14 protein-coding genes are annotated in these 20168 nt (G+C 33.6%); all 14 read left to right on the top strand.

Annotation, left to right across the window (positions count from 1 at the left end):
* The first annotated feature begins 183 nt into the window (after positions 1–183).
* The 14 genes from AB3M96_RS19670 (at position 184) to AB3M96_RS19605 (ending at position 19962) form a co-directional block, all read left to right on the top strand.
* On the top strand, positions 184–372 hold the full coding sequence (locus AB3M96_RS19670) for a hypothetical protein (protein ID WP_412969305.1): 189 nt from the start codon (positions 184–186) through the stop codon (positions 370–372).
* Positions 373–548: 176 nt separating this feature from the next.
* The gene (locus AB3M96_RS19665) at positions 549–3029 is read left to right on the top strand and encodes an AAA family ATPase (RefSeq protein WP_412969304.1); all 2481 of its coding nucleotides are present in this window, start codon (positions 549–551) and stop codon (positions 3027–3029) included.
* Complete coding sequence (locus AB3M96_RS19660; RefSeq protein WP_412969303.1) at positions 3007–4044, top strand: 5-methylcytosine restriction system specificity protein McrC; 1038 nt, start codon at positions 3007–3009, stop codon at positions 4042–4044. Before AB3M96_RS19665 ends, AB3M96_RS19660 begins: the two co-directional genes overlap by 23 nt.
* A gap of 529 nt (positions 4045–4573) precedes the next feature.
* Positions 4574–6067 (top strand): class I SAM-dependent DNA methyltransferase, encoded by a 1494-nt coding sequence (locus AB3M96_RS19655; protein ID WP_412969302.1) that lies wholly within the window; start codon positions 4574–4576, stop codon positions 6065–6067.
* On the top strand, positions 6057–7337 hold the full coding sequence (locus tag AB3M96_RS19650; RefSeq protein ID WP_412969301.1) for a restriction endonuclease subunit S: 1281 nt from the start codon (positions 6057–6059) through the stop codon (positions 7335–7337). Before AB3M96_RS19655 ends, AB3M96_RS19650 begins: the two co-directional genes overlap by 11 nt.
* Positions 7338–7348: 11 nt before the next feature.
* Positions 7349–10360, top strand: coding sequence for a type I restriction endonuclease subunit R (locus AB3M96_RS19645; protein ID WP_412969300.1), 3012 nt, complete (start codon positions 7349–7351; stop codon positions 10358–10360).
* 28 nt (positions 10361–10388) lie between these two features.
* Complete coding sequence (locus tag AB3M96_RS19640; protein WP_412969299.1) at positions 10389–10973, top strand: hypothetical protein; 585 nt, start codon at positions 10389–10391, stop codon at positions 10971–10973.
* A gap of 976 nt (positions 10974–11949) precedes the next feature.
* The gene (locus AB3M96_RS19635) at positions 11950–12183 is read left to right on the top strand and encodes a colicin E3/pyocin S6 family cytotoxin (RefSeq protein ID WP_412969298.1); all 234 of its coding nucleotides are present in this window, start codon (positions 11950–11952) and stop codon (positions 12181–12183) included.
* The gene (locus AB3M96_RS19630; protein ID WP_412969297.1) at positions 12176–12499 is read left to right on the top strand and encodes a hypothetical protein; all 324 of its coding nucleotides are present in this window, start codon (positions 12176–12178) and stop codon (positions 12497–12499) included. Before AB3M96_RS19635 ends, AB3M96_RS19630 begins: the two co-directional genes overlap by 8 nt.
* A complete protein-coding gene (locus AB3M96_RS19625) occupies positions 12492–13796 on the top strand; it encodes an ImmA/IrrE family metallo-endopeptidase (RefSeq protein ID WP_412969296.1) in 1305 nt (434 codons plus the stop codon). The genes AB3M96_RS19630 and AB3M96_RS19625 overlap by 8 nt, the downstream gene beginning before the upstream one ends.
* Before the next feature lie 391 nt (positions 13797–14187).
* Positions 14188–16470 carry an ATP-dependent DNA helicase gene (locus tag AB3M96_RS19620; protein WP_412969295.1) on the top strand — a complete coding sequence of 761 codons (2283 nt, stop codon included), beginning with the start codon at positions 14188–14190 and terminating at the stop codon, positions 16468–16470.
* Positions 16471–16574: 104 nt separating this feature from the next.
* Complete coding sequence (locus AB3M96_RS19615) at positions 16575–17597, top strand: ketopantoate reductase family protein (RefSeq protein ID WP_412969294.1); 1023 nt, start codon at positions 16575–16577, stop codon at positions 17595–17597.
* Positions 17598–17862: 265 nt separating this feature from the next.
* A complete protein-coding gene (locus AB3M96_RS19610; RefSeq protein WP_412969293.1) occupies positions 17863–18501 on the top strand; it encodes an exonuclease domain-containing protein in 639 nt (212 codons plus the stop codon).
* A gap of 435 nt (positions 18502–18936) precedes the next feature.
* A complete protein-coding gene (locus AB3M96_RS19605; protein ID WP_412969292.1) occupies positions 18937–19962 on the top strand; it encodes a hypothetical protein in 1026 nt (341 codons plus the stop codon).
* Positions 19963–20168 lie beyond the last annotated feature (206 nt).

Genomic DNA, 20168 nt, shown 5'->3' with positions numbered 1-20168 from the left:
GTACTTTAAATTATACAAAAAATACCCTATAGAAAGAGCACTTTTTTTAAGTGTCTATTCTATAGGGTACATTTTAGATTCGGTCCTCACCTAACTAGTAAACTTATTGATTGGAAAAAAAGTATTGAAAAAAGATTCAAATTTGATCCCAGCAAAGGAATATCAAAATCCGATATAGTCAAATTGGAGAAAGAATTTTATGCAATTCAAACTAATCTTGAATGGCAACTTGCAAAAGGGGAAAACGAACTTAAGTACATTAAGTCTATAATTTTAAATAGAAGAGAAACACTAAAGCAAGAGGCTGATGAGTGCATTAATATTATAGGTCAATTGAAAGCGAATATAGATTATTTAAAACGTTTCTTATAAGTATTTAGAAGCCTTATGGTAGAAATAGAACTATTGTGTAATTTGATAAAAAATAAAAAATTTATTGAAAGGTTTTAACCCTATAGGTTGAAGCCTTTATTATTTTATTGTTAAATTATGTTAATATTTATCGTGAAGAGAAAGTACGTTATTAAACTTTACTGGAGGATGAAACCGTGTCTTATTGGATATTTCAAGGTAATCCGCAGCGATTTACTATTGATAAAGAAAAATACCCTGACTTACATGATATTAATAGCTATGTTAAGAGAGGAAAAGTTATTGATTGGAGTATTAGACAGAAACATCATCTTAAAGATATTGAGATAGGGGATAAAGTTTTTATTTGGCGTTCTGATGGGGAGGAACGTAATACCGGTGGAATTATTGCACTAGCTGAAGTAGTAAGAGAACCGTTTGTAAGATATGAAGACGGAATTCCATCAGTCGAATTAAAGGTAATAGAATGTAGATTAACTGAGTCAGAAGGAATGTTATTGCGTCATAAATTGAAGGAAATTCCTCAGACAAAAAGTTTACTTATAATCCGAGCGCCACAACAAACAAATTACAAGCTTACTGACGAGGAATATAATTTTTTATTGTGGTGTTGGCATAATCCAAAAAGGTTCACCGAAAATACTGATTTACCGTTACTTGAAAAGTACTTACATTATTATAAAAGTGAACTTCATTCGTTTCTCACCGAGGTTGAATACATAAAAGCAAGTTATGAATTCTTTCAGAAATTTAGAGTCCAAGATTACATCATGAATATGGAATGGGAGGATTTTCAACAAATTGGAGATCATGTCAATGTGTATCGAATGGCTCTTGCTAGAGGTAGAGCGTTCGGTAGAATGAATGCGCCGATAGAAAAGTATCGTAAGAGCTTTACTTATCTAGTACATGGTGAAGACCCTTTAGAATACCGAATGGACCAATTCTTAAATAACTCAGATTTTAAATTGTTTGGTATCGGAGAAAGTGCATTAAGCGAGATGATTGGTAATATTTTTCCAGAAGAATACTGCTTTTATAATCAAAGAGATCGTGTAGCAGTAGAAAATGAACTAAAAATTGATCCTCATTATTCTCGCGGAGACACATTTGGATTAAAGTTTATAAAGTTCCAAAATGCATTGAAGGCTAATGATATAGCTTCTAGATATATTGAGATAGTTGGTAAGCAAACGGATCTTCCTATTTTTTATGAAGTGGATCAATTCTTTAGTTTTGTTTATGAGAAAAATAAATCAGCAAATGATGATGTAGATGAAATCCAACAAGCTCGATACTGGTTATTAGCACCTGGGGAGAATGGAAAGCTTTGGGGAGTATTTAAGCAAAAAAAACAAATTTCAATAGGTTGGAAGAAGCTTGGAGATCTACGAGATTATAAGGATAAAAGAGAGATTGCAGAGAAACTTAAAGAAGTATATGAAATGGATCATAATCCAACTAATGATGCTCTAGCAAATGATCAGTTTGTTCGCGTTATGAAGGAAGGGGACTATGTACTAATTAAGAGAGGTACTACAAAAATAATAGCTCTTGGAGAAATAAAGTCACCATATCAGTTTAATCCTGAAAATGGTGAACATCATTCATTTCGTCAAGTAGAGTGGTTGAAAGAAGGAGAATGGGATGTTTCAGATTTAGCATTACATATGAAAACACTAACTGATATTACTCCTTATGAAGACTACTTAAAAGCTTTGTTAGAACGATTAGAGGTACACGACAGTGTTCCCCCATATGAAATTGAACATACAGATCCTGTAGAAGAGATTTCATATACTAGTGAAGATATTGCTAAAGAAGTCTTTATGGATTTAGAAAAAATTCAAGATGCTGTTGAGTCGTTAGATTATAAGAAAAATATTATCTTACAGGGACCTCCGGGAGTTGGTAAAACATTTGTGGCCAAACGGTTAGCTTATTTACATATGGAAATGAAGAAACCGGAAAATATAGAGATGGTTCAATTTCACCAATCATACTCTTATGAAGAGTTTATAAAGGGATTTAAGCCAAATGATAGTGGACATTTTGAGCTAAAGGATGGAGTGTTCTATAAATTTTGTCAAAGAGCAAAGATGAATCCAGATGAGAACTTCTATTTTATTATTGATGAAATAAACAGAGGTAATCTTTCTAAAATTTTTGGTGAAGTTATGATGTTAATTGAAGCGGATAAACGTGGAAGTGAGTATGCAATAAAATTGGCTTATAGTAAGGAGAACGAGACATTTTTTATTCCAGAAAATGTGTATGTAATTGCTACTATGAATACAGCAGATCGATCATTAGCAATGGTTGATTATGCTCTTAGAAGAAGATTTGCTTTTATTGATTTAATACCTGGTTTCCATACCGACGCTTTTGAAGAAAATTTAAGAATGAAAGGTATAAGCCAAGGATTTATTGATAGGATTCGGACATTTATGGATGAAGTTAATAAAGAGATTAAAACTGATACTGTTAATTTAGGAAAAGGGTTTGAAATTGGCCATAGTTACTTTTGCCCAGATTTAGAAATTGAAGATGAGCAATCATGGTATGAACGTGTTGTTCGCTTAGAGGTCAAACCTCTTCTAAGTGAGTATTGGTTTGACCAGGAGGAAAAGGTAGATGACCTTATCCGAAAATCTTAGTAAAGTTCCTGTTAAAAATATTTTTTATATGCTTGTTTATGCCTGGGACTATCCACATGAAAAAGATTTTATCAGTGTTTTTGAAGAGGATGAGAAGGATTTAATAAACCTACTTAGTAAAGTATTGGTTATGAAAGTAAAGGGGCTTATAAAAAAGGGCTTTTATAAAGAATATGTTGAAACACAAAGTCAATCTTCTATAATCAAAGGGAAAATTATATTTAAAGATACAATACAAACATTTTCCTATAAAAAAGGTAAAATGCATATTTTAGAAGAAGATATGACACATGACATCCTTCATAATCAATTAATTAAAGCCACTCTACATTACCTTATTAAACAAGAGGTTATTAAGAAAGAGACACGTGAAGATATAACAAGATTACTAAGTTATTTTGTTGATATTTCATTAATAAAGGTTAGTAGTAGGTTATTTAATGAGGTTAATTTGCACAGAACAAATAAACATTACCACTTTTTACTTAATTTTTGTCAGTTTATTTGGGAATCCGTCTTGATTCATGAAGGTAGTAGTGAAAAGATGTTTCAGGATGTTTCCAGAGAACATCAAAAAATGGCCCAGTTATTTGAGAGTTTTGTCAAAAATTTTTATAAGAGAGAATTACCTGGGTCAATAGTTAAAAGTGAATCACTCTATTGGCCAGCAGAAGGAGAGAACACAGAACTTCTCCCTATTATGAAAACTGACATTTCACTAGAATATGAAAACGAAAAAATAATTATTGATACAAAGTTCTATAAAGACATGTTCATTGACCGTTGGGAAGTAGAAAAAGTTCGAAGTAACCATTTATATCAAATATTTTCTTACCTTAAGACGGATGAATATTATACTAAGCGAAAATCCAAAGGGATATTACTGTATCCGAAAGTATATGATTCAATAGATCTTAAATATAGGATTCATGGGTTTGAGGTAAGAATATGTACACTTGATTTAAATCAGCATTGGAGTAGGATTCATGAGAGGTTGTTGGAATTAGTTTTTTAGTTAATGTTAACACACTCTACTCATGTGGAGTGTATCTCGCAACTCATTTTAAAAGAAGGCAACTAACCCCTAGTAAAGTGTACCCTATAGAATAGACACATAAAAAGTCTACCTATAGGGTACTTTTTTGTATAATTAAGAAACACATTGCAATAGGACTGGCGGAGTTTATGAGCAAAGAGATTTTTAAAGGGAAAAAGACTAAACGTAAAATTCATTGGTTCCAAAGATATTAGTTTATACTAATGACTTTAAACAGTTATTATTGCAGTTACCGAGAAAGGTAAGTTTGCTAGACATATTTTTGAGGATAGTTTTGATGTAGATAACTTAGGTATTCTAAGGGTTATATCAGCGAGTAGTAGATGGAAGGATGCCTACTCAGAAAAAGGGCTAATAGGATTTCGGGATACTCGAGTCGGTAACACAGGGCTCCTTTGAGAAATGTTAAGCGGAACTTATACTGATTTTTTGATATAATAAGACTGTAAATAATATGTAAAATCGGATTTGAAAAGGAGAAATAAAAATGGCGGTTATAGGATTTGAAGAAAAGCTATGGGCGGCAGCTGATAAGCTGAGAAATAATATGGATTCAGGAGAGTACAAGCACGTAGTATTAGGATTAATTTTCTTGAAATATGTATCAGATTCTTTTAATGAGAAATGGCAAGAATTAATGGATTTGGATCCTGACTTTGCAGAGGACCGTGATGCTTATATGGCTGAGGGAATATTCTGGGTACCTACAAATGCGCGTTGGTCTTTTATTGCAGAACACGCAAAAACACCAGAAATTGGGAAGGTTGTTGACAACGCTTTAGATGCAATAGAAAAAGAAAACGTTACTTTAAAGGGAGTATTACCAAAAAGCTATTCACGTCCTGAACTGGACAAGCGTATTCTAGGTGAGATTATTGACTTGTTTACAAATATGAACGTTGGGGGCAATGAGGCAAAAGATAATGATGTTCTTGGCCGTGTTTATGAGTATTTTCTTGGAAAGTTTGCAGCAAACGAAGGTAAAGGTGGAGGAGAGTTTTACACTCCAAAAAGTATAGTTAAATTAATGGTTGAAATAATTCAACCTTATAGAGGGTACGTATATGACCCTGCCTGTGGAAGTGGGGGAATGTTTGTTCAATCGTTAAAATTTGTCCAAGAACATAGTGGGAATTCATTTGATATTTCTGTTTATGGGCAAGAATCAAACCCTACAACATGGAAACTAGCAAAAATGAACCTTGCCATTCGTGGGATTGAAAATAACCTAGGCGCTAAAAATGCTGATACCTTCCACAATGATTTGCACAAAACACTTAAAGCAGATTATGTATTAGCTAATCCTCCTTTTAATGATAGTGATTGGGGACAACCAAGTTTATTAGAGGACCCTCGTTGGAAATTTGGTACACCACCAGCTGGAAATGCAAACTATGCGTGGCTTGAACATATGGTAGATAAATTGAGTCAAAATGGAAAGGCGGCAGTTGTACTAGCAAATGGTTCCCTTTCTTCTAATATGAGTGGTGAGGGTGCTATTCGTAAAAAAATTGTTAATGCAGACTTAGTTGAAGCCATAGTAGCCCTACCTGATAAATTATTTTATACAACTGGAATACCTGTATGTGTGTGGATTATAAATCGTAACAAGAACCATAAACGTCAAACCTTGTTTATTGATGCAAGGAAACTCGGTTCATTAGTGAATAGACGTTTACGAGAATTATCCGAAGATGAAATTCGAAAAATTGCAGATTCATATATTAAATGGCAAAATAATAATGGATATGAAAATATACCAGGTTTTTGTCAATCAGCAACTATTGAAGAAATTGAAATACAAGATTATATTCTCTCTCCTGGGAGATACGTAGGTATAGAAGAATCAGAAGAGGATGAAGTAGTATTTGAGGAGAGAATGGAACAATTAACAACTAAACTCGCAAAACAATTTAAAAGGTCAAATGAATTAGAGAACAAGATACGATTGCAGTTAGGGGAGTTAGGATATGACCTCTAAAAATGTTGTAACCCTTGGGGAATTAATCGATATAAAACATGGTTACGCTTTTAAAGGTGTAAACTTTAGTAAAGAGGAGACAAATTTAATTCTGCTTACACCAGGTAATTTCAAAATTGGCGGAGGGTTCTTAAATAATAAGTTTAAATATCACCTTGAAAACGCCGATTTTCCACATGACTTTATTTTAAACACAGGTGACTTATTGGTTACAATGACAGATTTAAGTAAGGATGGGGATACACTAGGTTATCCAGCTCTAGTGCCAAAAATTGAAGGGAAATTACTACTTCACAACCAACGGTTGGGTAAAATTAGTATTAAGGATGAAAGTAAAATAACTAAACCCTATTTGTATTATCTGTTATGTAGTAGCAAATACAGACATCATATATTGGCAACAGCGACCGGAACTACAGTTAAACACACTGCACCAGACAGAATTAAAAGCTACAAATTTGAACTACCTGATATTGAAGAGCAGAATAGAGTAGCAGGGATTTTGTCTGGTTTAGATGAAAAAATAGAGCTCAATAATGAAATGAACGTAACATTAGAAGATATTGCACAAGGTATTTATAAAAGATGGTTTGTAGACTTTAATTTTCCTAATGATTTTGGAAAACCCTATAAAATAAGTGATGGTAAATTTATAGAAAGTGAAATGGGAGTAATACCAAGTTCATTTAAGGAAGGAAAATTAGAGTCAATAGCTATTATTAGTACAAAATCAATAAAACCTCAGGAAAATCCTCATGTTTTATTTGAACATTATAGCATCCCTGCTTATGATGACCAGAGGTATCCAGTTTCAGAATATGGAATAGAAATTAAGAGTAATAAATATAGAGTCGAAACTAACTCTTTCTTAGTATCTAAACTTAATCCTACAACCAAAAGAGTATGGGAGCCATTGTGTCTTACAGAATACTCAATATCTTCGACAGAGTTTATTAATTTCAAGCCAAAGGATTTAATATATAGTTCATATCTATATTCTGTATTAAATTCTGCACAATTTTCAGAACATCTAATTAAACATGCAACGGGGTCGACAGGTAGTAGACAAAGAGTAAAACCCTTAGATACATTATCATACAAAATATTGTTGCCAAACGAATATATTCTAAGGGCATTTGACGATATTGTTGGACCAATTAGAGAACAATTAAAAGAAAACAAAAAAAATAATCAAGTATTAAAAAAACTAAGAGACAATTTGCTTCTAAAACTTATTGAAGGAAAAAGTCTAATATCTGATATAATCTAGGGGGTTAAGAAGTGTTTACAGAAGAGCAGTTAGAAAATGTTGTTTTGGAATATTTTCAAGAGCTTGGATACGAATACCTCCATGGTAGTAGGCTACCAAGAGATGTTAAAGAAGTGTTATTATTAGACCGTTTGGAAGCAACACTCATTAGGTTAAATAAAAAATTGTCTATAGATGTTATTCGAGAAGCTATTCGGAAACTAAGGACCTTTGAAACTAATGATGTTCTAACCAACAATAAAGTGTTTACAAAATATTTAACTGAAACTGTTGAAGTAACTGAATTTGTTGATGGGGAAACGATTTATCACCGCGTTTCCCTAGTTGATTGGTACAATATTGAGAATAATGACTTTTTAGTAGTAAATCAGTTGGAAGTGCAAGAAAAAGGTGGTAGCAAAATTCCTGATATTGTTGTGTATGTTAATGGTATGCCTTTAGTTGTTGTTGAATTAAAAAGTGCTTCTCGTGAAGAAGTCAATATTGAAGATGCATACAAACAGTTGAAAAATTACATGAATGTACACATTCCTTCATTGTTTTATTATAATGCTTTTCTAATGATTAGTGATGGTATTGATACAGAAGCGGGTACAATTACAGCATCTCTAGATCGTTTTTCTGCGTGGAAAAAGATTAACACAGAAGATGCGATAATTGAAAACCGACCTTTAGACACAATGATGTACGGGTTGTTTGAGACACGTAGAATGTTAGATGTAATAAAGAACTTTATTCTTTTTTCAAATGAGGCTAAAATAATGGCTGCATATCATCAATACTTCGGTATGAGTAAGGCCATTGCTTCAACAGTTAAAGCAACGCAAACAGACGGTCGTGCTGGGGTTATCTGGCATACACAAGGTAGTGGGAAAAGTTATTCTATGGTGTTTCTATCTGGGAATTTAGTAAAGCATGAAGAGTTGAAAAATCCTACTATTGTTGTTATTACAGATAGAAATGATTTAGATGGTCAGTTATTTTCGACCTTTTCTGGTGCATCTGAGTTCTTAAGACAGACTCCACTTCAGGCAGAGAGTCGAAGTCATATTAAAGACTTGCTTGAAAATAGAAAATCTGGTGGAATTATTTTTTCTACCATTCAAAAGTTTGAGGAAGAAACAGGACTTCTATCAGACCGTGAAAATATTATAGTTATGGTTGACGAGGCTCATCGTACACAATATGGAATTGATGCTAAGTATGACCTTTCTACTGGAGAACAGAAATATGGTTATGCGAAATATTTGCGAGATTCCTTGCCAAATGCTACATTCATTGCTTTTACAGGTACACCAATTGAAACAACTGATAAATCAACAACAGGTTTATTTGGTGAAGTAATAGATGTGTATGATATGACTCAAGCTGTTCAAGATGGTGCAACAGTTAAGATTTATTATGAGTCTAGACTAGCGAAAGTTAAATTAGATGAAACACAAATGAGTGAAGCGGATAAAGAATATTGGCGTATGCAAGTAAATGAAGGAGTAGAAGACTACGTCATTGAAGAAAGTCAAAAACACTTATCAAGAATGGAATTAATAATTGGTGATAGAGATAGAATTAAACAAGTAGCTGCTGATATTATAAGCCATTATGAAGATAGAAAAGAGCTTGTGGCAGGTAAGGCTATGATAGTTGCTTATTCTCGAAAAACGGCTTTCACTATGTACCAAGAATTAATTGAACAAAGACCTGACTGGGTAGACAAAGTTAAGATTGTTATGACCGCAAACAATCAAGACCCAGAGGACCTTGCAAAACTAGTCGGGAACAAGCAAACAAGAAAAGACCGAGAATTAGAGTTTAAGGATGTTACTAGTCCTTTTAAGATTGTTATAGTTGTAGATATGTGGCTAACAGGTTTTGATGTGCCCTCCTTAGACACTATGTATGTGGATAAGCCAATGAAAGCCCATAACTTGATGCAGGCTATTGCTCGTGTAAATCGGGTTTATCCAGGCAAAACTGGTGGACTTGTTGTAGATTACATTGGTTTGAAGCGTAACTTAATGGAAGCATTGAAAACTTACACAAGTCGTGACCAAGATAAAGTACAGGAAAATGAGCAAGCAAAAGTTATTGCACTGAATATCTTAGAAGTTCTACGTAATCATTTTCACAAATTCAATTATAGTGCGTTTTTTGGACAAAGTGATAAAAAGCGCTATGAAGTCATTCGAGATGGTGCAGAATTTGCTCAGTTTACAGAAAAAAGAAAACAGCTATTTTTAACAGAAACAAAGAAATTAAAAGATGTATATAAAATATGTACAGGCTTGTTATCTAAGGAAATTAAAGAAGAGATTGCATATTTTATAGCAGTTCGATCATTTATTATGAAATCTTCTAATAAAGGTACACCAGATTTAAAAGAAGTAAATGAACGTATTTCAAAAATTTTAGAAAATGCAATACTTGAAGACGGTGTTATGGTGTTAACCGAAGCAACATCAAATGAGAGTTTTGATCTATTAAATGAGGAGAACCTAGCAAAACTTCAAGCAATTCCACAAAAGAACATAGCAACAAACATCTTGATGAGAGTAATGAAAGAAAAACTCAAAGATGTAAAGAAGAAAAACATGACGGTAAGCAAAAGTTTTTCTGAACGATTTGAGAAGATAATCGAAAAATACCACAATAGGAACGACCATTTAGACGTCTATGAAGTGTTTGAGGAGCTTCTAAAGTTTAAAGAAGAACTAGAAGATGCAATAAATGAGGGTACTCAGCTAGGTCTATCCTACGAAGAAAAAGCATTCTTTGATGTTTTAGGTTCTGACCCCGATATAAAATCATTACTTCAGGATGAAACTTTATTGAATATTGCTAAAGATTTAGCAAAGACAGTAAAGGAACATCGCTCTCATGATTGGGATAAGAAAGAAAGTGCACAAGCGAGAATGAGATTGTACATTAAAAAGGTTCTTCGTAAATGGGATTATCCACCTAATAAAGAACCAAAGGCTGTGGAAGATGTATTAGAACAAGCTAAATTACAGGCTGCTAATATGTAGGTGTAGTAACTGAAAACTAAATAATTTTATGAAAAGAGGGACTGTGGTGTATACACCTAGAAGAATTCACCCTATGTGTCCAAAATGTAGTGAATATAACACGTATGACATAATCCCTGAATTACCTAATGAACCTGAAATACAATTATCTCAAAAAGTATTTGAAAGTAATCATAAGATAACTATTGGTAATGGAAAGTACTATTGCATTTATTGTGATTACTCTTGGAACAAGCATCGAGGTAAGAAAATATATGAACAAATAAAAGTTATTCATGCATATGCTGGTGGTTTTCCAGGACCATATTATGAAGTCAAATTTGATTTAGAATCGTTGGAGATCGAAAGAAATGATTTCAGTTCTATCGATATAAAGACATTTGAAACTCCAATTGAAGAAAGAATTGAATGGTTCCGAGCCGAGCTTCATAAATGTGATTTAGTAAACTGGGCTGATGAATACTTCGCGGAAGCATGTGATGGAACACATTGGGCTGTACGAATTGAATACGAAAACTACTGTGAAATAAAAAGAGGAAGTAACCACTTTCCTCCTAAATGGGGAAAGTTCTGTAGAGCCATTTCAAAAGTAAGTGGTGGAGAATTTTATTAAGAATTACGTTAAATGTTGCTGGGTACTCTTCTGAGTGCCTTTTTTTGTTGAAGACCGGGCCATCAATTGAGGGATTTTAGGAACTTTAGGGATGCACACTTTTTAGGTTGTGCGGGTTATGACTATGAAAAATATCCACCCCTGTCACAGGTATCTATTGTAGATTCAAGGACAGAGGGGTAGTATTTTATCATTTCAATGCAACTTTTAGTGTATAGCTGGGCACCCGATGATGCTGCTGTTTATACCTGAATATCTTCAACTTGTCATTAGCTATTAAGCGTATATAGTTTCGCCCACATACATCAAGACAAGCACCATTAGCCGTAACTCGAAACTCCATCCAAACCGTTTCTGCAAGAAGTCGTTCCCACTCCTCTAAGTCTAACAATCCAGTCTGAAAACAGCAGTAAAGACCTTGCCTAATGATTGCTACGTTGATTTCATGCTTTGGCTCAACTCACCTGACCTCTTTTTTAGCGTGACTTAAGGGTATCCCACGGTTATTCTTTTCAGTAGTTTTCTATGTCGAATCTACTAAAACGACAGCGTTTTGACAGAGGGTGCGGCTCTGACCCTGTTGGGATTTCGTATTGTGTTTTTAATACAACCTTTTGAGAGATAGAATGCAAGTTTTACTATTCGATTTTTAGGATTAAAAGTTATGTGGAATTTTGTGTGTATTTTTACGTTAATGCATAATTTAATTTATAAAGAGTGGGGGCCTTTTAAAAAATGTAGGTTATGGAAAAGGTAACCACTTTAAACTTCTCATTTGAAAAGGATAAGTTGGTTACTTTTTTTGAAAAATCTGATTTAATATAAAGGTTTGTTATTTATTTATGAGGATATTTTATTTATACTATTAATCTTGTTTTATGCAAAAAGCTAAGTGGCTTGAAATATTCAAAAATTAGGCTACTTTGGTATAATAAGGAGAGAGAAAATAAGAGATTAATATACTGGAGGGGAGTCAATGGTTCATCAGATACTTCCACGACCTTCATACTTAGATACATGTATCTTTTTAAAGGTTGTCGGAGACAGAAAGGTTTGGAAATCAAAGGATGGTAAGAGGCTTTATACATGGGATTCATTACATGGGGAGATAGAAGTTTTTGATAGGCATGGGAGACATATGGGGAGTGCACACGCACTTACTGGTGTAATTTTTAAATCTGCTGTGAAAGGTAGGAGGTTAGATGTCTAATATGAAATTCATGGATGCTTGTATGCAAGGAGAAGCTTTATTAGAGGATATTGAAGAGTATGTTGAGGAATGGCATGAAGGTGATTCCGAGGAAGAAATTTATGAGTATTTAGGAATGACATTCGAGGAGTATGCTATATGGGTTGAAAATGATTCAATGTTAAAGACTATTTTCTATGCCCGTAGGATAGGTAAATCAATTAGTGAATTAATCCAAGAAAATAATGGTGAAAAACTTGTTGCAAGGGCAGCATCTCCAGAGGAAGCCGCAGCAGTAAAAGAGTGGCTAAAGAAAACAGGGCGGTTAGATGGTTAGCCAAATACCTGGGGAGAAAAAATTCGCCCAACAAATAGTAAAAAAATACTCTTTATCCCCACCTGTAGATATACGTAAATTAATTAATAATTATGCGACATGTGTTGAAGATTTGTTACCTAATAATGCTGATGCTATTTGCATAATAAATATAGAAAAACCACTAATAATTCTAGACTCTTTAAAATCTGAAAATCGAAAGAGATTTACTTTAGCGCACGAATTAGGCCATATAATAATACCTTGGCACGACGGTATGATCTCCTGTCATACTGATGAGGAAGATGTCGTGGATGGTAATGCCTATCAGACAATGGAGGCTGAAGCTAATAGTTTTGCAGCTGAAATATTAATGCCCTCAGAGTGGTTAAAAGGTGTTATTGATGAACACAAGGAAGAAGGCTTGCAAGAGTTACTTACAGTTATATCTGAAGGTGCGAATGTTTCGGTGAGTGCAGCTTTTTATTCTCTTATCCATTATTTACCTGATGGGTATATTATACTTATGGAAAACTCAGATTGGTATTTTGCTAAATTTCGTCGTTCTAAGTATACAAATATTTTAATTCCTAAACAGTCTGAACAATACGATTTGGACTGGCTAGATAATTGTTCTAATAAAAAGGGCAGTTTTAATTTAGAATCCACAAATATCACATGGTGGAAAACACCAGAAACCTTAACTGAGGATAAGTTAATTAATCTTTTAGAGCAATCTTCTACTCCTCTTAATTTAAATTATATATTTGAAAAAATAATAAATACTTACGGGAATGGTGCTTTAGCTACTTCACTTCAGAGTTTAGTCGAACAATTACCGCATGGATATCTTATCCATTTAAGTGGTGGTGATTATAAAAGGACATTTAGAACTCCAAATACAAGGGTACCTATACCAGATTATCGAAGTGCAGAAGAGGAAATTAATTGGATACAGGAATATTCAAACACAAATGGAACCTTTAATTATTTGGGCTACACTATTAATTGGGGATATTTTGTTATAAGTGCTGTAGCACAGCCGAAGAAGGAAGATAAGAGATTATCACCTGATATTTTAAAGGGAATTATAAATGATTGTTATCAAAGTGAGGCTGATAGGAAGAAGTATACACAAAGTATTAATGGTGTTATAGGTTTCCTGAATAACGTGGCATCTCGAGAATTTGATGAGTTTTATAGAATTTTTAAAGAAAGATTTATTGGTGTTGAAAAATATAGAAAAATTTCACAACATCGGGATTTTGATATTTTTGTAAGAAAAAAAATTAAAGAAATACTAAGTAGAAAAAAGTAATGTTTTCGTAAACAAAACTCACCAGCACCCATGTGTTGCCACATACACTCTGGACATGTGGTGTGTGTGAACTAAAGGAAGCAGGTGAACCTTTCACTTGATATTTGAATTCAATTTATTTCCCGAAATTTTTACAAATTGGCAACCTAAAATACTATAGACTCAATATCTATTAACCTGTTTCGAACCCGACCACCGTTATCGAACCAAAAATGTTTAAATATGAAACCTCACAATCGTAGAACTTTGTGAGGTTTTTCAATTATATAGATTGAATACTCTACAATTCAGTTAAATAATAATATATTACCTTTACGAACATACTTTCTCTCAAGTTTTTTTGTTATACTTTGTACTAATAAGTCTAATTCATAACCCGTCAGGTGATATTATGCAACCAAAAATAAAACTCTCAGTCCGAACTTTAGTAGAATACGCATACCGCAGCGGAAGTATCGATAACAAATTCCGAACCGCCACAACCATGACCGAAGGAACAAAAGCACATAAGACCATCCAAAGTAAGTATGAAGAAACCGACCAAAAGGAAGTGTTTCTCAAGACAGAAATGGAATATGCGAATATGCTTTTCATCATCGAGGGTAGATGTGATGGCTTAATTTTTCGTGGTGATGAGATCAAGATTGATGAAATTAAGTCTACTTCATATGATTTGAGTAGCATTTACGAGAATTCAATACCAGTTCACTTTGCACAAGCGAAGGTTTATGCGTATATCTATGCAAAAGACAATGCACTTACAGAAATGAGTGTTCAACTAACGTATATCCAAGTCCAAACAGAAGAACAAAAGAGATTTAAAAAGCGTTTTACATTTCAAGAACTTGAACAGTTTGTTTTTGAAATGTTGGAGAGTTATTCACCTTATGCAGCACTTATGTACGAACACAGAGAACGTCGAGATCAAAGTATAAAAGTATTACAGTTTCCTTTTCAAACGTATCGAGAAGGCCAGCGCACGTTAGCAGGAGCTGTCTATAAAACTATTTCAGAGGAGAAAAATATTTTCGCTAATGCACCTACTGGTATTGGAAAAACCATTTCTACCATTTTCCCAACTGTTAAGGCAATGGGTGAGGGAAAACTTGAGAGAATGTTTTACTTAACGGCCAAAACCATTACAAGGCAAAATGCTGAAGATGCCTTTTCACTTATGAAGAACAATGGCCTTTGTATGAGTGCAGTAACCATTACAGCAAAGGATAAGGTCTGCTTTAAAGAAGAGACACTATGTCAAAAGGAATATTGTGAGTTTGCCAACGGCTATTATGATCGGTTAAATATAGCTGTCTTAGATATATTTTCTCAAGAATCCTATATTAACCGGGATACGATCGAGAAATATGCAAGAAAACATACACTTTGTCCCTTTGAATTCTCGTTGGACTTAGCATTTGTAGTAGATGCGATTATTTGTGATTACAATTATATTTTTGATCCGAGAGTATCACTTAAGCGATTTTTTGATGAACATAAAAAACATACCACGTTATTAATTGATGAAGCTCATAACCTAGTCGACCGGTCACGGGAGATGTTTTCAGCTCAACTGGAAAAGACAAGCTTTCTTACATTAAAACGTGAATACAAAGGTACCCAGTTATATGATTCTGTTAATGTACTAAATAAGTATTTTATAGAGATCAAGAAAAAGTGCTCTGACAAAGGACATCTTGTATTGAAGGAATTACAACAGGATTTTGTAGAACTTCTTGAAGAATTTACCCATGTAGCTGAGGTTGAACTTTTGCATCCCACAAAGACAGATGACCAGCAGCTGTTATTGGATACGTATTTTGCTGCAACCGGTTTTGTTCGAATCGCAAAGCTGTTTGACGAGCGGTATGTCACCTATGTGGAGGTTGAAAAAAATGAGGTGTTTATCAAACTGTTTTGTTTGGATCCTTCTCATCTCATACAGCAGATTACGAAAAGGTTTCGGTCAACTGTCTATTTTTCTGCGACACTATTACCGCTTCAATATTTCATGGATATGCTGGGTGGTACATCTGAGGACTATACGCTATCGATACCGTCACCCTTTGCAAAAGAACAAACGGAAGTTTTCATTCAGCCATTATCAACTCGATACCATGACAGAGACCATACGAAAAAACATATTATCAAAATGCTTTCAAATGTAGTGAATGAGCGAAAAGGGAATTATCTCATTTTCTTTCCTTCTTATGCTTATATGAAAAGTGTATATGAAGACTTTATAGTAAACCATCCCGACATTCGAACCATCATCCAAACGAACAGTATGGCAGAGGAAGAGCGGGAGCAATTTTTAGCAGCGTTTCAAGAGGGAAGTACCGATACATTACTTGGCTTTGGGGTATTAGGTGGTGTATTTTCAGAAGGTGTGGACCTTAAAGGGGACAGGCTGAATGGTGTGATTGTTGTTGGAGTTGGCTTGCCACAGCTTTGCCTAGAGCGTAATATTATGAAGGACTATTTTCAAACAACCGGAAAGAACGGGTATGATTACGCCTATACCTACCCAGGGATGAATAAGGTATTGCAGGCAGGTGGGCGGTTAATTCGGTCTGAGACAGATACCGGAGTGGTTGTTTTAGTGGATGACCGTTTTCTGAGTCAGAAATACCAAGGGCTTTTACCAGTTGAGTGGAGAGATTTTACGGTGATTTAATTGTATAAATGAAGTAGATCAATTTAGAGGAGTTAATGATTAGCTATCGAACTATATAGTAATAGAAAAGGGTGAAATATAGTAAGAAGAAAGGATCAAATGAAATGAAAGTTGCGGTTTATGGTGCTGGTGCGATGGGGACGGTGTTAGGGGCATTTCTTGCAAAAGTAGGAGAACAGATTGATCTTATTTCTAGGAACAAAACACATATCAAAGCTTTACAAACTGATGGTGCAAGGATAACTGGTAGTGTTGATTTCACGCAAAAAGTGAATGCTTTACTCCCAAGTGAAATGGAAAAACAATATGACATTATTTTTCTCATGACAAAGCAGTTAGACAATAAACAAGTCGTAGAAAGCCTTGTACCTTTCTTAGAAGAGGACGGTGTAATTTGTACGATGCAAAATGGAATTCCGGAACTATCAGTTTCAGAAGTCATTGGTGAAGAACGGACGTATGGTTGCACAATGGCTTGGGGAGCGTCTGTGGTTGGTGACGGTGTAGTCAAACTGACTTCGGCAAATACACCTGAGACGCTAAGTTTTGGTTTAGGATCTTTCCATAACAAGACAACTCCTCATCTGAATGAGATAAAAAGGTTATTATCCATTATGGGGAGTGTAACTGTCGAAGAAAATTTCATGGGTACAAGATGGGCTAAATTACTGATTAACAGTGGTTTTAATGGACTATCAGCCATATTTGGCGCAACTCTTGGTGAAATCGTAGAGAATAAGGTTTCTAGACGAATTTTTCAAAAATTGCTGAAGGAATGTATTGATGTAGCTAAGAAAAATGACATTAAAATTGAAAATGTCCAAGGGTTTGATATTGTTAAGCTATTAGATTATCAAACTAAAATCAAAGAGACGTTTAGTTACGTACTCATCCCTATCATGGTACGTAAACATAAGGCTTCAAAGTCGAGCACGTGTCAGGATATTGAAAAAGGGAAGAAAACGGAGATTGAAGCGATTAATGGAGTTATTGCGTTTTATGGGAATAAGGTATGGGTAGATACACCGTTTAATGATCGGGTAATTTCTTTAGTGAAAGATTTAGAGGAACAGAAAATTAAGCAGGGTATGGAGAATTTGAAGCTTTTTGAGGACTTATTACAATAGTTATATTAAAGGTGACTTGCTCTTCTCTTTTTGAGAAGGGTTTTTTATATTTTCATAATGACTTATTTGTTCACTGATTAATTTTAAACCTTAAATATAATAAACTCACAAAGTGGAGGAAATTAACAAAAAATGTCGAATTACAATAATTGTAAAGAGGTAGGTCATAAGCCCTTAGTTCGTACCCAGTAAATAACAAAGATATTATACCTTATATAAATATAGAAACTAGTCTTAAACGCAAGATTAAGAGGGGGATTTGGTTGTGTATTTTCTAGATCTAGAGATGCCATGTAGAAAAGGTTTTGTAAACGAGCATGCCATTATCCAAATTGGAATGGTCAGTTCCGGGAATACATTAAAGTACATAAGCAATGTGAATCCTGGAAAGAAACACATGAAGATATCTGCGTATTGTACAGAATTAACAGGCATCCAAAAGGCGGATTTAGAAGTATCCCCAGATTTTCCTACAATTTTTCTAGAACTAAAAAGATATTTTAATAACAAACAACAAGAAATTTATGTCTGGGGTGATGCTGATTCTAGAGTATTAGAAAATGTTTGTAATAGGTATGGTCTTCCACTAATTAAGGTTGTAAATTACCAACAAGTACTTATGAACAAATTTAAATTAAAATTTAATCCATCACTTAGCAATGTGTGTAAAATACTAAATATAAAAACAGAGTTAGAGCATCACAACGCTTTAACAGACGCAAAATTACTAAGAGCCGTATACAAGAAAATTGGCAAAAATCCAGAAGAAGCTAAATATTTGTTTAGAGCCGCTGAGTATCAAAAGAGAATACAAGAGATCAACAAAATGTATCGAGATATTGTTACATTAGAAGGGGAATATAAAAAAGAATTACCGAAGGTGCAAGAAGTAGTAGTCAATTAATAAAATAAATTACTAATTTAATAGGGAATGATTTCAGTCAATGAAATGTACCATCCTTAACATAGTTTTTACCAAAGAATGACCGGTTGTTCACCAATTCAAACATTCAGGTGATAAAAGATTGATAACATAGTTTTGATAAACAAAAATATTATAGTTGTAATCCATATTTGATTGATTTTCAATAAGAATAGTCTTTCAGAAACGGGCCAGATTGTGGAGTAACTTTGTATTGCGTAGTAGACTCATACTAAGCATCAATTTGGTTAATTGGTAACTATTCTTAATTATGATAAATGTTGAAAAAAATCTTTAATAAAAACGTCGTATAATAAAAATATTAATCAACAATTCAACATCTATGGTCTATATATAAAAGGTTAATATTGGCTATATCACAAAAAAATGCCGTAACCTAGGAGGTACTAGCCGCATATGGAAGTGAAGAAGGAAAGGGCTGTAAATAACCAGAAACAGTTATCCCAAAGATATTTGTTTCTTATTACAATTATTTCATCAATGCTAATATCAGGTTTAATCGGATATACAGCTAGTCAAATAGCTGTTAACAATAGTGTAGGTGACCCAAAAGAGATTAATACTAAAACAGAAATTAATACTAAAACAGAGATTAATAGTACAACAGAATATACTGCTATGAAAAAACAAATAAATGAGGCTAGAAATAATTCGTTAAAAGTAATTGATACAGAACTACCAAAAATAATTAGCGATCTAGAAAAATCTAGTCAGGATATAAATTTATTAGTTGAAAATGTTGAGTGGCTAAAGGATAATTTAGCTCTTATAAGGAATTCTATCGACAAGATTGACACAGCATTTACCGTCGTTAAAGGAGTCAACACTCTTGTTGATAATCTCCCTATTGTAGGTAACATAGGTGAAAATTTAAGTATTAAAATAAGTACTAATTTAGCTATAACAAAGATTCAACTTGGTGAAATTAATAGTATATTACTTGATTTGGAAAACTTAACAGTATTAAAAAAAGAAATGAATGATTCTCATAAAAAGTTAAATATTTTATTTGAAAAATATCAAAAAGAAAAAAACGTTGAACAGCTATTTCAAATTGAACAAGAGCTTAACTCTAACTTGATTTTTCAGATTGATGAGTTAAGTAAATCTTCTATAGAGGCTCGTAAAGTCTTTGAACTAGCTTCAAGTGTTTTAATTACAGTTGATAAAACTGTATCACTTTTTAATTCACTACAGGAAATGGGGAAAAATACGCTAGATGCAATTCAGTTTTGGAAAGAAAATGAAATTCAAGCAGATACAAACAAAAGTTTAGAAAAAGATTTAGTTGCTTCCATGGAAAAGATTCAAGAGTTACCTAATGAACTGGCTACACGATCGAAGAGTAGCATTTTGTCAATAAACACTGTTCAAAGAGAGCTACAGACTATAAAGATAGCACAAATGATCATTACTGATTGAAGGGGTAAACCCCTTTTTTCGCATATAGACAATTTATGGTTAACCATATTACATGTAAGGTAATAGAAGTTTCAAGCATCGCGTGTTACTCCATAAAGTAATTGATTGTTGCACAATACAAATATACTATTCAATAAAAAGGATATTCAACAATCGGGCGCGATTGTGGATAACCATTAGTCTAATTACTCGGTAAAAATTTTAGA

It is taken from the genome of Ferdinandcohnia jepli, assembly GCF_047246645.1.
Lineage (GTDB): Bacteria > Bacillota > Bacilli > Bacillales > Bacillaceae_L > Ferdinandcohnia.
This window is presented reverse-complemented; position numbering and strand designations above follow the sequence as displayed.